Origin of the sequence: Brevibacillus sp. FSL K6-2834, assembly GCF_038592925.1 — a bacterium.
In the GTDB taxonomy this organism is placed as follows: Bacteria; Bacillota; Bacilli; order Brevibacillales; family Brevibacillaceae; genus Brevibacillus; species Brevibacillus borstelensis.
The window spans coordinates 4829069-4844411 of sequence record NZ_CP151945.1; the positions used below are offsets into that span (position 1 = coordinate 4829069).

A 15343-nucleotide genomic window follows, 5' to 3' on the forward strand; every position below is an offset into this window, starting at 1 on the left:
GTATATGTGTTACCTGCTGGATCGAAGGCGCGGGTCAAGGACATCTCGCAGGCCGTCTCCCAGCAGGTTGAAACCGAGAATCGATGTGGCAATCGCCAAGCCCGGGAAGGTAACCAGCCACCATTCGCCGGAAATGATGTACTCCCGCCCCTCCGAAATCATCGCGCCCCATTCGGAGATCGGCGGCTTTACACCGAGACCGAGGAAGCTCAGACTGGCTGCGGTCAGGATCGCAAAGCCCATCCCGAGCGTCGCTCGGACGAGCAATGGCGCCAGCGCGTTGGGGAAAATGTGGCGAAACAAGATGATCGAATCCTTTACGCCGGTAGCCCGGCACGCTTCGACGAATTCCTTTTCGCGAAGGGAGACGGTCTGTCCGAACATCAGCCGGGCAAACTCGGGAATCCCGACGATCCCGACCGCGATCATCGCGCTGATCAGTCCGGGACCAATTGAAGCGGCAATCGCCATCGCGAGGACGAGCGACGGAAAGGCGAGCAAGGTGTCCATCACCCGCATGATCACGTTTCCGGTCACCCCGCCGTAGTAAGCGGCGATCCCGCCCAGCGGAACCCCGATGCAAAAGGAGATTCCCACGGCGATCAGGCCTGTCCAAATCGAAATTTGCGCGCCGTAGAGAACGCGGCTGAAAATGTCGCGGCCGAAGTTGTCCGTACCGAACCAATGCTCTGCGCTTGGCCCCTGCAATTTAATGGACGTATCCGGGGCATTCGGCGCGTACGGTGCGACCAGCGGCGCCACGAGTGCCGCTACGGTCCACATCACGATAAAAAATAGTCCGAGCGCTGCCAGCCTGTTTTGCAGCAGCAGCCGAAAAGTCGACCTCGGTTTGATTATCTTTGCACTCCCAACGGTTGTGGGCGAACTCTGTGTTGCGCTGTTCATGAAATCCCCCCTTTGCTTCGATGCCTAGTCATAACGGATGCGCGGATCGATAAATCCGTAAATCAAATCGACCGACAGATTGATCAGGCTGTACAGGATGGCGCTGACCAGGGTAAACGCCTGGATGGGAGCGTAATCCGTCGCCAAAATGGACTCAGTCACATAGCTTCCCAGGCCGGGCCAGGAAAAGATCGTCTCGGTAATGACCGCTCCGCCCAGCAGCTGGCCGAACTGGAGTCCGAGTATCGTCAAGGTCGGAATCAAGGCGTTGACCAGACCGTGCTTGAAAATGACGATACGCTCCATCAAGCCCTTTGCTCTCGCCGTCCGGATGTAGTCCTGTCCGATCACTTCCAGCATGCTGGAGCGGACCATCCGTGCGACGATTGCCATCGTCCCGGTACTCAGACAGATCGCCGGGAGCAAGATGTGCGACAGCGCCTGCTTGAAGGCGATCATGTCGCCGGACAGCAGGCTGTCCACGAGGAACAGCCCCGTTACATGGGTAGGCGGATTGATTTCCCCGCCGATCCGTCCCATCGGTGCAGGGGACCAGCCCAGCTTGGAATAAAAGAAGTAGATCAGAATCAGTCCGAGCCAAAAAATCGGAACACAGGCGCCGATCAATGAAAACACCCGCGATATGTGGTCGGTGATCGACTCTTTTTTCGTCGCCGCAACGACCCCGACAGGGATGGCGACCAATATCGCGATCAAAATGCTGAAGAGCGTCAGCTCGACCGTTGCCGGAAAGCGCGTGGCGAAGTCTTCGAGCACGCTGTGGCCGGTGTGCCAGGCAAAGCCAAGGTCGCCTTTCGCAAGGGCGCCCAAATAGTCGAAAAACTGAACGTAGAGCGGATCGTTTAGCCCCAGGTCCTCTCTGATTTTTGCCAGCTGTGCCTCGTCCGCTTGCTCTCCCGCTATCATCAGGGCGGGATCGCCGGGCAGCACCCTCGACAAGAGGAATGTAATCAGGATAATCCCGATGAGGCCCGGAATCATTAGCAGCAATCTTCGGAAAATGTAAATGAGCAATCTCCCAACCCCCCTCATACTTCCGATCCAGATCTGAAATATGAAAATTTTCATATATTTGTGGTTATTGTACCTGTACCGACTTCTTGTCCACTACGTCCGCTCGCAATAAAAAAGAGGCATAACATTTGTCCCCATTGAACAAAGAGCCCCGGTTTCACTCGCTTGCACCCGTGCAAAAAAATACCGAACAAATACATAGCATGAATGGAAAATTGTTTGTAAAAAACAGGAATCTCCAAAGCAACCTGCCATAAAGGCATGCTTATATGGAAGAGAAAGGAGACATTTGATTGTTCCGAAGGACGGTGAGACGGGGAAAATAAAGCCCGGAAGATAGGCTGGCAGGATCAACAGAAACGTATTTTCGAGTCTGGAGTACAGAGTGGAGTAATCCAATATGAAAAAACTCGATTTCCTTCGTGTACAGGAAATCGAGTTCCATCTTGCATCCAAGTCCCTAGTGTTTTTTATGGCATGAGGAGTGTGGCCACGATGGCCACATGAAGTACAAGTCGCAACAAGCGTTTTTACTACTTCTGATTATCTTCTGGAAGTAGCGAATTTTCCAAACCCATAAAACTGGCTACAGAGAGCTCTTCTTCGTTTATAACCTGAAATCGGTAATTGGCAGGAGACAATAGCGCCTGTTTATCAGCTTCCGTCAAATTTTCTTTTAGCTTCAGCTTTTGCGAAATCGTATACAGATTCTCTTTACTGTTTAACTCAATTTGAACGAGTGAAGGAGATTCAGCAAGCAAATTCTTAATTGTCTCGTTACCCGGCAGATCTCCAAACGTAAAGTAAATGGGTTTTTCCGTATGCATCATTTTTTCTTTCAAGGAATCCGAGAGTAAGATTCGTAACGTGAGTTCTACCGAATTATCGCTTTTTTTGATTTGAAGCACGGATGTTTTCAAATTCTCCCCTGTAAATTCTTCGAAATAGTCGTAGACGCTTCCATACGACTTTTCTTTGGGGACTGTTTGCATCATGTCACTTGGTGTTTTTTCCACTGTTTCTGATGAATTATCCCCGCTACAACCACTAAGAAGAACGATAAACAGAAGGAGAAGAACATGGAGAGGTCGGATCATAGATTTTTTGATTTTTTACTGGAATATTCTTTGTACGAATATTTGACGTTAACGTAGTTAGAATCTTTTACTCTCCCTTGGAAATATTTCACCAGGTTTCCGGTTGTTTTTACAGCTTTTGATCCGTATTCAACGGTTGTTATCGTACGCTTTGGTATGACCCAAGTGTGGGTTGTTTCTATAGTGTCTTCTTTTCCGAATGAAATTTCTGCATGAATCCCGACTTTCCCCTCTATTATCCTCCAGTTGACTTTCGTCTCGCCTGACCCACCTATTTTTCCGGTCAAAAAGGTTTTTCTTGTTACCTTTCTTGAAAAGGAATCGTTTTCGTCACTATCATTTTCGATTTCAGCTTCATAAGATTTTGATTTGTATAGATCCTTGGTGGACATTTCATAGACTGTACCAGTCATATCATTGCCTAAGGGACCAATCTTATTTAAATCACTCTTTGCTAGGGCTTTTGTAAAATCATATTCTACCGGGTTTTCATATACCCGTTCAACAATCGTAAGGCTCCCTATTTTAATTGTCTCGCCCTGAGATGCTGCGAAGGCAGAACCAGCTCCAGATACGACTAAACTGCTAACCAAGACAGTCGCAATAGAAAGTTTTTTAATATTCATTTTCTCATTTTCTCCTCCTAGTATTCCCCATAATTTCAACACGGAATGATTCTAACACAAAATCCCAATTATTTACAATGGTTGGGATTTGTAGCAATTCATGGCAATCGCCGCTGGATCATGATTCGTCCAGAAGACGGCTGCAGCGGGCTATTCATTTGCTTTCAAGTAATGATACGTCAGACATAGATGATAGACAAAACGCTGCCTCGGACAGCTCAAGTCGATTGGAATGATTTCGCGAATCCGCTGCAGTCTGTATTTGACCGAATTGCGGTGAATATAGAGACGATTGGATGTCTCGATCAAATTTCCCGATGACTCCAGGAAGTGGTAAAGAGTTCGCAAAAAGTCGCTGCCGTGCTCTTTGTCATGTGCATGGAGTTTCCCCAGCTTTCGCTCGAACAGCTCGGAGAAATGAGCATGATCCGCATACTCTGCCAACAGTTGAAAGGCCTCGACATCTTCAAAGGCCGTGACCTCCATGGGACGGGACAGCTTCATCCCGATCGCCAGCGCTTTTCTCGCTTCCGTATAGCTCTGATGCACATGCCACAAGGGATAGGCTCTTCCGCATCCGATATGGATATCATGCCGTTTGCCCCCTTGCTCGCGCAGACTTCGCTCAATGCCATGCCGCCACTCAAAACCGGGGACAGCTTCGGTTTCCGTGCCTTTCTTGGCCTTTCCTGGCTGTTCTTGGCCTGCCGGTTTGCTGGAGAGCAGAAGCAGCAGCGAATTATGCCTGACCTCCACGTGTGCCTGGAAGCCCCTCTGCTGAGCCTCCTGCTCCAGAGACTGGCGAAAACGCGAAGCGGGCGCCGCGATCTGGCGAACAACCGTTTCGTTGCCTTCAATAATGGCTACCTCCCAATCCTGGCTCGGGTTCAAGCCGAGCTGTCTTCCCCTCCGCTCTACCTCATGTCTGGCGGGGGGAACGGCGGAGAGCAGCTCGTCGATAAAATTTCCTCTCAATCGATTCTCTGTATCCATGGCCGTTTTGGTACGCATCAGCTCCAGGGCGACCACGACTCGCGCCTGCTCCACGCATACCTGCTGGATGTCGTCCAGGCTTTCCTTGTCTATCTGGAGCTTGCCTACTACCTGCTTGTCTACCGCTATATCCCATTCCAGCTGCTTGGACTGCGGCTTCCAGTCCGGCGGGACGGAGACGAGTACGTGTCCGTGGTTGTCCAGCACCCGGACCGCTCCTTTGACCAGCTCCGAAACATTATCTGCCACCGCTTGCAGCCCGCTGTTTTCCAAAACCATCGTCGTCAGCGTCCGGTATACCTCCTCGGAGCGGCGCAGCAGAGCCGCCTGGCGATCCAGCACCTGCTCCATGACGGCATGGGTGATGTCCATATAGGGGATCATCGCCGGCAGCTCAATGATCGGCAGCTGATAGCGATTGCTCACCGAAATCATCTCTTCCGGCAGGTCGTGGAGAAACCTCTCCGGCTTGATCGCCAGTGCCGCTGCTCCCGCCTGGGCCATATGTTCGACGATTTCGGGCAAAAGCGAAGGATCGTGACGGATGGAGTACGCTGTAGTCAAAAGCAGTTCGCCTTCTCGCAGCCACCCTCTCAAATCCGGGACTTCCATGATATCAATAAACCGCACCACACGATCCATGCCTTCAAATCCACTGATAACACGAGCGTCTTTCAAAAGGGGCATCTCCATTAACTCTCGAATGGTCACTCCGTTCACAAAGCTTCCCTCCTTCGCCGCGCTGTTTGAAAAATAGTGTAGCAAAAATATAGTCAAAATAGACAAAAAATTTAGTATTAACGATAAAATTTTCTTTCTGGTTGAAATAGACAGGGGCAGGCGACACTCTCTGTATCAAAAGGGGCAGTCCGATCAAGTAGTTGCCTACGATAGGACTGCCCCAGTTTGCTATCCATTCTTCAGTTCGTCATCCTCTGTAGATTTAGCCCAGCTCTCCCAGCACCCGCGCGACCAGCGTCCGCGACAGGATGACCGGCTTGCCTGTAATCTGCTTGACCGTCCGCTTCATTTCCTCCGTATAGCCCATGCAATCCAGCAAGATCAAGTCTACATCATGCTCCTTCAGCGAAAGTGCCGCCTTTTCGATCTCGTCGCCCGGCAGGTACGGAGAACCGGCTGCCGTGAAGACCTCGAGTCCGTCGCGTTCCCATTTCTCCAACGAAGCTTCGCGCTGCTCGGGTACCGGATTGATGACGCCGAGCTTGCCCTTTGCCAGCAAGCCGTGAACGGCGTTGTTTAGGATGCGGTCCGGCTCCAGCAGTAGAGCGTTGCAGTCAAAAGACGGAAAATGACCGGTGCACAACAGCAAAATAACGTCGACTCCATCTGCTTGCAGCTCGTCGATCCGCTGCTGCATCAGGTGCAGGATGGACTGCTTGGACATCGTAACCTGCGAGCCGTCCCGCAAGCGGCTGACCAGCACATTTTCACCCGGCTTCGGCGCAAGGGCTGCCAATTCTTCCGGGCCAAGCCCGTCCAATGCCCCTTTTTCCACGACCTGAAACTCGGTGAGAAAAGGCAGCATCTCCGGCGTTACATCGACACGCGGTGATTGACCGATGGTGATTGCCCCCAGCTTTTTCATACGGCGGCTCCATCCGGGGAAAGCGAATTCTGTTTTTTCAGAAACATCGAGGCAGTCGTTCCGATCGCCATGATCGGGTCCATGGCGGGCAGCTGCAGCCTCTCCATCAGTTCCTTGGCAAAGCCGATCGTGGCAAAGCCGGTGCAGCACAGCACGATCGATTCTGCTCCTTGTTCTTTCAGCCACTTCGCCGCTTCGAGCGCATTTTTCCGTCCTTCCGGGGTTTGCAGATCAAGAGTAGTTCGCACTCCATCGGGCCTTTTCATGCCGACATAGGCATCCCCGAGGATTTGTTTGACCAGCGGCGGTGCATCATCGAGAATCGTCAATACACCCGCCTTGCGCGACATCGCCATCGCCTGATGGGCGGCAGCCGAGCCCGCTCCGATCACCGGGACACGGACAGCCTGTCTCACTTCCGCCAAAGCCGGGTCGGCCGCGCAGCTGATCCCGATCGCTTGACAGCCCTTTGCCTCCAGGCGTTTGGCCACCTCAATGATTTTCGGGACCGCAATGTCCTCTGTTTCCTGATCGTAGATGCCTTTCGGCTGATCCCAGATGCACTCGCTCACTACCGGAATCTGGTACTGTCGCTCGATTAGCTCCCCGTGACGGTGTACATCGCGGGGATCGGAAAGCGTGAGAACACGAATAATGCCCAGCATGCCAACCCCTCCTGTCAACTTTGCCTTGTGTTTTCCTTACATTATAGGCAGAGCCGTTTGGCGAGGAATACGGCCTGATCAGCTAAAAAGACGGATAAAATTTGTCCCTTATGCACAAATCAGTGCTTGCAGAAAAAAGAGAAAAGCCACCTCTGGGGTGACTTTTCACGTCGTGTGGCATTTCAATAGCTTGACATGGCTTTGACTTCGCTTTTGTACTTGTTCCAGAAATGCTTTTCGTTCTTTCGTTCTCGTTCCTCTACTTCTGTCTGGTTTCTGTTTCCGCTTCTTCGGTAGCCACTTCTATGTGTTCAGTTTCTGCGTCTTTCGCTGTGACTTCTGCTGGTTCTGCTTGGGCTATTTCTGATTCTACGGCTTCTGATTGTACTTCTACTGTTTCTGCTACTACTGTTTCCATAGCTTCTGCTTCCAGTTCTTCTTTTTCAACTACAACTGTCTCCACAGCTTCTGCTTCCACTTCTTCTTTTTCAACTACAACTGTCTCCACAGCTTCTGCTTCCACTTCTTCCGCTTCCGCAGCCTCTTCCGCCTCTTCTTCATCCACAAGCTTCAAATTCCAATCAAGCCTCCGCCACAGGCTGTCCTTATTCAAAACAAGGCTTCGGACATAGTCGGTATGCTGCTTGGCCTTCTCCTCACTGATCGTCCCCAGCCAAAATTGACGGCCAGCCACGTAGCTGATGCCGTACTCCAGCCAGCCCGAATACGATTCCTGGGCCACGACCGCCACTTTCCTGATCAACTCCCATGATGTTTCCTCGGATATGTATCCGACAAAAGCCCCCATCCTGCACAAATCGACATATCTGCCAAAATCCCATGCTGCGATGCCCGCCAGAGGAAGCTTGTGCATGTACGCCTTTACCAGGATGTACTGCATATGCTTTTCCGTATTTTTCGGCAGCGTCTCAAGGAAGGCTGATTGATCCGCCATAGACAGAGTGGACAAGAAGCTACGCATTTCGTAAAAGGAGGTGCGATGCCCCTCTTCCTGAAGCCAGCGCAGGTTGTTCATCAAATCCTCGGTGCTCTCGATTCCCCAGCCTCGTTTCAGAGACCGCCGGATTGCTTCGAGATTCTCTTCGGTTGGCTCGATTTCGTAGTTGTTTGCGGCATCGTAGCCGTTCATCTCAAATAAAACGGCCCCCAGCGCCAATCCCCACAAGTCGGTCGGATCGAGTGTCGCTTGTTTGCTGCTCATCGGCTATTCCTCCCCCTGCCAATAATGTATGTCGGGAACCTCTTCAAGCTCCTGGTGCCATACGAAGGGAAGCGAGGATGGCCACAAAGCTTGGGAGGATTGTTTTTTACGGAACAGACCGAAAAGCCCTTTCTTGCTTTGGCTGACGATTCCCTCGTAACGGCGCTGATACTCGGCATTTCCGGGAACGGCCTCCAACGCTTTCTTGGCAAAAGCAGCAGCCTCTTCCATCCTGCCCAGATCAAAATAGACCATGCTCAAATAACTGCATGTATCGCCGTCCGCTTTGAGCCGGTAAGCCTGCTCCAGGTAAAGCGCAGCTATCTGATAACGCTCCAGGCGGTAATGAACATAGCCGGCATAAAACAGGAGGGTCGGGTCCCACTGCTCCTTCGGTACCACATTGCGGAAATTGTCTGCGATGGCGACAGCCTCTTCCCACTCCCCTTGCTGGATCGAGATGTTGAGCAATGAAGTGGCGGCCCATTCGCGATAGTCCTCGCCCAGCAGCAACTGCTTGAGATACGGAATCGCTCTCGTCTGAGCATTCTCCTTCAGCAGGCTGTATACAGCCATTTTGACCAGATCCTGATTGTCTGGGAACTGGGCAGCCCCGCTGCAGTACACTTCCCGTGCTTGCTCCTCGTCTCCCATCCCGCGATACACGTCGCCCATCACCAGATAGGCATCGGGGTCGTTTTCGTGGCTCTCTTTGTAATATTCAATGGCCCCGAGCGCATTCTCGTAATCTCCCAACTTGAAATGGCAGATCGCGATAAAGTAAAAGGACAGCTCGTTGTCCCCCCACCGTTCGGATTCGTGAAAGCCTTCTATCGCCCTGTCGTATTCGCCCAGACGAAAATGGCTGTATGCCTTTCGATGCCAGGCCCCGGAGAAGTTGTACTCGTGGTTGATGACGATCTGATGGTCATCTCTGGATTCCTTGTAATGATTCAGCCAATAGTGGGCGAGCCCCCTGGTCGAATAATAAATCCAGCGTGTAGGGTTCAACGAAATGGCCTGATCGGACAGCTCCACGCAGCGTTTGTATTCCTTCTGGCAGCGATATGCCTCCGCCAGCTGATGGAGAATCTCGGGATGGTTGGGCATAAGCTCCATGGCGGCGGTCAGGTCTTCGATGGCCGCCTCGTATTGGTTGCTTTCCACATACGTAGTACCCCGCTCCAGGAGAATCGCCCACTCGCTGTCCCCTGCCTGGCGGGCAAGCTCCAACGCCTTATCCAGATGAGCGAGTCCTTCCTCCGTCTGTTCCTGCTTGATCAGCGCCCGGCCCCAGAGCAGCTCCATGTCCACTGTAAGCGGAATGGCTCTCTGAATGCGGTCGAGTGATTCTACGCACTCCTCATACCGTTCCAGATCGAAGCAGACGCTCGCCAAGCAAAACCTGCGCTCGTGATCGTCCGGCGCCTCCTGCAGTTCCTCCTGAAGCTGATCGGCGAGCAAGCCGTTTAGCGCAAGCAGGCGGACTTGTACGTCGATGTCGTACGGACATTGAACGAGTATCCGCTTCAGCACCGCCCTCGCCTCGGTCAGCTTTCCAAGCGAGACATAGCAGCGGGCAAGCCCGCTCAAAGCGAGTTCATTGTCGGGAGAAAGCGAGAGGACATGCTGATAGTCTTCTTGCGCCTCTTCGTACTTGCCAATCTTCCGCAATATGTTTGCCCGATGGATGTAGCCGTCGATCTCCTCCGGAAGCACCTCGGTCAGCCGGTAAAAGGCATGAAAAGCGTTCTCCAGATCGTCTTTGCGCAGATAGAAGTGCCCGATCATCCTCAGCAAATCGGGGTCCTCGGTAAACATGTTGGAAGCAATCGCGAGGTACTTCTCGGCTTCCTCCAGCTCATTGTCCAGCATCGCCCGAAACGCGTGCTCCCGGCAATCGATAAAGTCGTCGTACTCGTAATCGCTGTCCTCGTCTTTTTTCAAAAATTCGTAGCGAAGCTCCCACGGCTTTTTGATCTGGTTGATGACAAAGCGAATGAAATTTTCCGGAAACTCCTGGGAAAGCTCCATCTCCTGATCGGTCCAGAAGAAGTAATCGTTCAACAGCCTCCATATTTGACGGGGCAAATGGTACTTCTCCATCAGGAATGTCAGCATTTCTTTGTTGGTCCGCTGCTTGACTTCCAGCTGCCAGTATTCTTCCTTTTCCAGCAGCGCCACCCATTTCTCGCGGTCAATCCGGGATGGGAAATCAGCGTAGAGCACAGTCACTTGCGAAATAAAATGCTCGGCAAGCTCCTCGGGTGTGGCCGGCTCTTTTCCCGCTGAAAAGCTTCGGCTGGCCAGCCTTTCTCCCGCTTGCTCAGGGCCCCCTGCTTCAAGGGCTTCCCCTTCGCGGGGTCCTTGCTCCCGGACGCCAGTCCATACCGCTTCTGCTGCCGGAGCTGCTTCCTCCTCCGGATCGAGTACAAAAACAGAACCAGCCGCATCGCCTGACGCAGCCGCTTCCTGTAAAAATTTCGCTTCGCGGAGGGCATGCTCATACGCTTCCCGCAGCCGCTGAAACCCTTCCGGATCGTCCTCCGGGTGATAGGTTTTCAACAGTCTGGCATACGCTCGCTTGATTGCCCCCTGATCGGACGTAGGTTCGATGCCCAAAAATTCCCAACTGTTCATATTAATAGTCCTGGCACCTCTCAATCCGATCCAGCACAGCCTTCAGCAGCTCCGCTTCCTTCTTGATTTCCGCATCATTTTGACGCTTGAGGACATTTTCGAAGCGCTGCAAGGCTTGGGCGATCTCGTACCGTTTTTCCGCCAGCGATTCTTCGTACATCCTCTCTCCCCGTGCCAGGAGCAGCCTGTTTTCCATCCTGTCTCGGGGATGGATCTTGATGGCCTCCAGCTCCTTCAGACGTTGCTCGATTTCCTTGCGGGAAACGGCCCCGGGGTTCTCTTCGATAATCATCCGTTTTTTCACGCCCGTCTCGACGACGGTGACCTCTACTTCCAGAATGCCGTTAATATCGTAAGTGTAGCGGACGTCCACAGCCTGCTGGCCAGCGGTGGCGGGAGGAATCGGGATTTCCATCTGCCCGAGCTTGATGTTGTTTTTCGTCAGACGGCTCTCTCCCTGATAAATCTCCACCTTGATCACCTTTTGGTTCTCGTGCACAGGGTAAAGCCGCTCTACCTTGCTGACCGGGATCGTACTGTTGCGTTCAATGATCGGATAAAAATGACCCGACTCGTAGCTTCCCGAGTCCGTCTCGACCGCGACCATAGTGCCGAGCGTGTACGGACAGACGTCAGTCAATACCACTTCCCGCAGCGCTTCATTCCGCTCCTTCATCGCGGCCTGAATCCCCGCTCCCAAAGCCACGGCTTCATCCGGGTGGATATGCGATGCAGGCAGGCGCCCAAACAGTTTGCCGACAAACGAATAGATGAGCGGCATCCGTGTAGCGCCGCCGATCAGCACGATAGCGTCCAGCTCGCGCGGAGTAATCGACGAATCGCGCAGGGCCCGCTCGATCGGAGCGCGGAGCTGAGCAAGCAGCGGCTTTGCAATGACTTCAAATTCATCCCGGCCGATCTGCAATTCGTAGGTCTTGTCATCGATCATGCAGCTCATCGTGCCGTACTTTTCTGTGCCGAGCTGCCGCTTGCACAGCTCCGCCTGCTTACGCAAGGCGTTCATCGCTTTTTCGCTGACATCGCTCGCTGTCAGCAGATGGTGCTGGAGAAAGTGCGAGCAGAGAAGCTCGGTGAAATCTTCGCCGCCCAGGTAGTTGTCACCGGCGATCGCTTTGACCTCCATGACCTGATCAAACAGCTCCAGGACGGAGACGTCAAAAGTCCCGCCCCCGAGGTCAAAGACGAGGAATTTGGTTTCCGGGTCCTGGAGATGCAGACCGTAGGCGATCGCGGCCGCCGTCGGCTCATTGAGCAGCCGCTCCACTTTCAAGCCGGCCAATTCTCCGGCCCTCTGCGTGGCTTTTCGCTGCGCATCATTAAAATAAGCCGGAACGCTGATCACGGCCTCTGTCACGGGTTCTCCCAGAAATGCCTCTGCATCCTCCTTCAGCGAACGGATGACAAATGCAGACAGCTCTTCCGGGGAAAATGTATACGATCCAAGCTGAAAGGTTTTGTTGCTGCCCATATACCGCTTGAATGTCTCTACTGTCAGATGGGGATGTGTAATCAGACGCTCCTTGGCCACTTGTCCGACGAGGATCTCCCCATTTTCATCTACACTCACAACAGAAGGCGTCAGGTTGCTTCCCAAAGCGTTGGGAATGATCACTGAGCCCTCCTCTGTCCAACAAGAAACCAGGCTATTGGTCGTACCTAAATCAATGCCAATAATCGGCATAATACGATCACATCCTACAAAAAATTCTTGAAAGTAATCATAGCATTTGCCAATATATTGAATCAACTTTCACTTTTGGAAAAATCATGAATCGTTTTTCCTATATATAAGGACAAGCAAATGAAACAGGACTTTCGGACCACGCTGCCATTTGCTGTGCGGACCGCAAATGGCACAAACCGGCATTTTGCCTCGTCTCGATTCTTTCTTCGCAAAAAAGCGCAAATCTGCTGTTGAGGCAGACCTGCGCTTCTCGATTTCCTCTATTTTAGTGAAACGATCTCCAAAAATCCCCATTCTCGCCAATGATGTCCGCGATCTGCGAAAAAGGGATGCGGAACGTCGGAAAGCCTGCAGCGTAGGGCGCAATTTCATACGGAGCAAAGTAGAGATACAGGGCGTTTTCCTTGACATAAAAAGGCTGATCGGGACTGATTCCTTTAAAGGAGTCCGGGAAAACGTGCGAGTATTCGGGATTGTTTTTGATTTGGTTGCCGACGATATCGCTCAGTACCCTGACGTAATCGCTGCCCGGCTTAAACAGGTCTTTCAGAGCATAGATCCGTCCGCTGACCAAATCAATCGGGACATAAGTCATGGTCGGCATTCCGTGAGCGGCGCCAAACGGGTAATTGTAGCCGGTCAGCTCCAGCTCCACCAGCCGATTTTTGAAGAACGCCACAGCAAAATCGCCAAAGTAGTTGTAATCCAACTGTGCATTTGGATCAATCGGTTTGATCTGGGACAGCTCACGCAAGCGTTGGTTGACCGCCTCCTGCGCCTGTCTGTTCGCCATGCCCCTGATTTCGGGGTAGTAGACGAGATAATCTCTGTTCGGAGCGTACTTGTGCTCGACAACCCGGTACTGACCAGTCAGCGGGATGGCGGTGTTTTGCTTCCAGACCAGTTTTCCGCTGCGGTCATAGTAGGATATCCGTTGATCGACAAACGCCTTGACCAGCTCCCCTTCCAGCGTCAACGTTCCGCTGCCCGGGACGACCGGAAGATTTCTCGCCACATGTCCCGTTCTGTCGATGAAAAAGGTTCTCTGGCCATCGGTTGCAGATGCTACCCCTTCTTTGTACTCGGCGACCTGGTCGTAGAGAAAATCGGTCAGGAAACGGCCGTCTGTGTCCGTTATCGCATAGGCCGATCCGATGTAGGGCTTGCTCGGATCCTTTGCCCGGCCAACAGCGAGACGCCCTGCTCCCAGCATATTGATGTCGTTGTATTCCGGCTTGATCACGTACGCCCCGGTCTTGTCGATCAGACCGTACAGATTTTCCGAGAAATCCCTGGAGGCATTGACGATGGCTCTTCCCGCTTCGAACGGCAAGGCCACCGAAAATTGCGGCGGGATGACCACCTCGCCGGATTCATTGATGTAGCCCTTGGGGCCGCTCTCCGTCTCCGAGAATGCCAACAGGCCGTCTCCCGGCGGTCCTACATAGGGATGCTGGTAGGAATGAAGCGCCTTCCCGCTGCGGTCGATGAGGGCGAATTCTCCCTCCCTGACCTGCACAAGCGCTCTTCCGTCCTGAAAGTCGTTGGCAGACATATACACCGGCGGGATAATTTCCGTGCCGGAAAGATCCAGGTAGCCGTAATGGGAACGGCCTTGTGCATCGACCTTTGTGAAAACTGCCCGCCCCTCCTTATACGTTCCGATATAGGAGTAAGGCGTGGCCGTTAACATGTTCCCTCTTTCATCAATGACCCGAAAGCCGCGGTCATCGACAACGGCTGCCCGCCCTTCGGAAAAGGGGGCAATCGACTGATAAATAGGACCTACGACAAATATCCCGAGCTGGTTGATCAGGCCGCTGTGGTTGTTTGCTTGCACGACGGCCAAACCGTTATTTTGAAAATCTTCGGCGTAGTCAAAACGAGGTGAAATGATAAAACGTCCGTTTCTGTCAATGTACCCCCATTTTGTACCTTCTGCCGTTTTGACGGGGGCGGGGTACAAAGCAGCCCTGGTTTGCAGCTCGCTGCGGATCAACCGGATAACCGACTGCCATTTTCCGGCGGATGACGGGCGCAGCTTCACCGCTGTAGCGAGCGAGTGAACCGCCTGTGCCGGCAGTCCTGCTTTTTGCTCGGCACTGGCAAGCTGGTACCAGAGACTCGCATCTTCCGGCCGTTCTTTTGCCTGTTCCCGAAGTTGCGCAGCTATCTGCTGAAAATAGGAAGGAAAGCGATCATTGGCTTGCTGCAATCGCTCCCCGTTCCATTTGTATACATCGGCCGTATACACCCCTCCCTCCTCCTGCTGCCAGAGGATGATCTCGGCAATCCCGTCCACTCCCGCAGCAGATTCGAGATCGGCTACTTCCAGCTTGTGATAGGAGAGAGGGGGCATCGCTCTGTTCAAAAGCCCGCGCTGCGTCCACTCATAGACAGCAAGCGCGGCTGGCTCTGCTTCTCCCGCTTCTCTGGTTGTCAGCACAAACGGCCAATCATGCCGGGTTTGAATCAACGCAGCTTCCCCGTCAGCCTGCCAGCCGATGATGACGTCAAACTTTTCGCTGCTGGTCACGGGCGCCGTGTGCAGATCGCAAATGACCGCCTTTCTGCTGGAAAGCGTCTGGACTGCATACCAGCCGTCCGCTCCATTTTTCCATACCGTGAAAAAGGTTTCCCCGACCCACCTGTAGGCGCCAGCCAGCTCTGCCTCTCCATCGCCGTCCAGATCGCGCAAACAAATAAACGGCGAGGGAGCCTCGTCCGACGGCGCCTTCCCTGCTGCTGCGAGGATCTTTGCTCCACAGGGCAAAAGCTTATCTACCGTAAGTTCCAGCTGTTTATCCCACATTGCCTAACTCTCCCATGTAAATGTTTTGAGATATCA

General features: G+C 52.9%; 11 protein-coding genes. All 11 read right to left on the reverse strand.

The features are described 5' to 3' along the window. Nucleotides 1-9: 9 nt before the first annotated feature. The 11 genes from NST96_RS23555 to NST96_RS23605 all read right to left on the reverse strand — a co-directional run bounded on the left by NST96_RS23555 (nt 10) and on the right by NST96_RS23605 (nt 15307). Nucleotides 10-906, reverse strand: a complete 897-nt coding sequence (locus NST96_RS23555; protein ID WP_122957818.1) for an ABC transporter permease — start codon at nt 904-906, stop codon at nt 10-12. Between the two features lie 24 nt (nt 907-930). Further along, on the reverse strand, nt 931-1941 hold the full coding sequence (locus NST96_RS23560) for an ABC transporter permease (protein WP_003390054.1): 1011 nt from the start codon (nt 1939-1941) through the stop codon (nt 931-933). A 533-nt stretch (nt 1942-2474) separates the two neighbouring features. Further along, nucleotides 2475-2957, reverse strand: a complete 483-nt coding sequence (locus NST96_RS23565; protein ID WP_231504361.1) for a hypothetical protein — start codon at nt 2955-2957, stop codon at nt 2475-2477. Between the two features lie 77 nt (nt 2958-3034). Next, a complete protein-coding gene (locus NST96_RS23570) occupies nt 3035-3664 on the reverse strand; it encodes a hypothetical protein (RefSeq protein ID WP_122957820.1) in 630 nt (209 codons plus the stop codon). A gap of 150 nt (nt 3665-3814) precedes the next feature. Further along, the gene (locus tag NST96_RS23575) at nt 3815-5377 is read right to left on the reverse strand and encodes a PucR family transcriptional regulator (RefSeq protein ID WP_024985241.1); all 1563 of its coding nucleotides are present in this window, start codon (nt 5375-5377) and stop codon (nt 3815-3817) included. A gap of 223 nt (nt 5378-5600) precedes the next feature. After that, complete coding sequence (locus tag NST96_RS23580) at nt 5601-6263, reverse strand: AroM family protein (protein ID WP_039070157.1); 663 nt, start codon at nt 6261-6263, stop codon at nt 5601-5603. Continuing rightward, nucleotides 6260-6928: an aspartate/glutamate racemase family protein gene (locus NST96_RS23585; RefSeq protein ID WP_024985239.1), complete on the reverse strand. Its 669-nt coding sequence runs from the start codon at nt 6926-6928 to the stop codon at nt 6260-6262. Before NST96_RS23585 ends, NST96_RS23580 begins: the two co-directional genes overlap by 4 nt. A gap of 259 nt (nt 6929-7187) precedes the next feature. Beyond that, nucleotides 7188-8150, reverse strand: a complete 963-nt coding sequence (locus NST96_RS23590; RefSeq protein WP_342404848.1) for a DUF1266 domain-containing protein — start codon at nt 8148-8150, stop codon at nt 7188-7190. Nucleotides 8151-8153: 3 nt separating this feature from the next. Next, a complete protein-coding gene (locus NST96_RS23595) occupies nt 8154-10790 on the reverse strand; it encodes a tetratricopeptide repeat protein (protein ID WP_339166625.1) in 2637 nt (878 codons plus the stop codon). 1 nt (nt 10791) lies between these two features. Further along, nucleotides 10792-12492 (reverse strand): molecular chaperone HscC, encoded by a 1701-nt coding sequence (locus tag NST96_RS23600; protein WP_024985236.1) that lies wholly within the window; start codon nt 12490-12492, stop codon nt 10792-10794. Nucleotides 12493-12760: 268 nt separating this feature from the next. After that, the gene (locus NST96_RS23605; protein ID WP_122957822.1) at nt 12761-15307 is read right to left on the reverse strand and encodes a WG repeat-containing protein; all 2547 of its coding nucleotides are present in this window, start codon (nt 15305-15307) and stop codon (nt 12761-12763) included. Nucleotides 15308-15343: the final 36 nt, after the last annotated feature.

Coding starts and splice junctions, on each gene's coding strand:
- NST96_RS23555 (WP_122957818.1), bottom strand. CDS start 906: ATGAACAGCGCAACACAGAGTTCGCCCACAACCGTTGGGAGTGCAAAG.
- NST96_RS23570 (WP_122957820.1), bottom strand. CDS start 3,664: ATGAATATTAAAAAACTTTCTATTGCGACTGTCTTGGTTAGCAGTTTA.
- NST96_RS23580 (WP_039070157.1), bottom strand. CDS start 6,263: ATGAAAAAGCTGGGGGCAATCACCATCGGTCAATCACCGCGTGTCGAT.
- NST96_RS23585 (WP_024985239.1), bottom strand. CDS start 6,928: ATGCTGGGCATTATTCGTGTTCTCACGCTTTCCGATCCCCGCGATGTA.
- NST96_RS23590 (WP_342404848.1), bottom strand. CDS start 8,150: ATGAGCAGCAAACAAGCGACACTCGATCCGACCGACTTGTGGGGATTG.
- NST96_RS23595 (WP_339166625.1), bottom strand. CDS start 10,790: ATGAACAGTTGGGAATTTTTGGGCATCGAACCTACGTCCGATCAGGGG.
- NST96_RS23600 (WP_024985236.1), bottom strand. CDS start 12,492: ATGCCGATTATTGGCATTGATTTAGGTACGACCAATAGCCTGGTTTCT.
- NST96_RS23605 (WP_122957822.1), bottom strand. CDS start 15,307: ATGTGGGATAAACAGCTGGAACTTACGGTAGATAAGCTTTTGCCCTGT.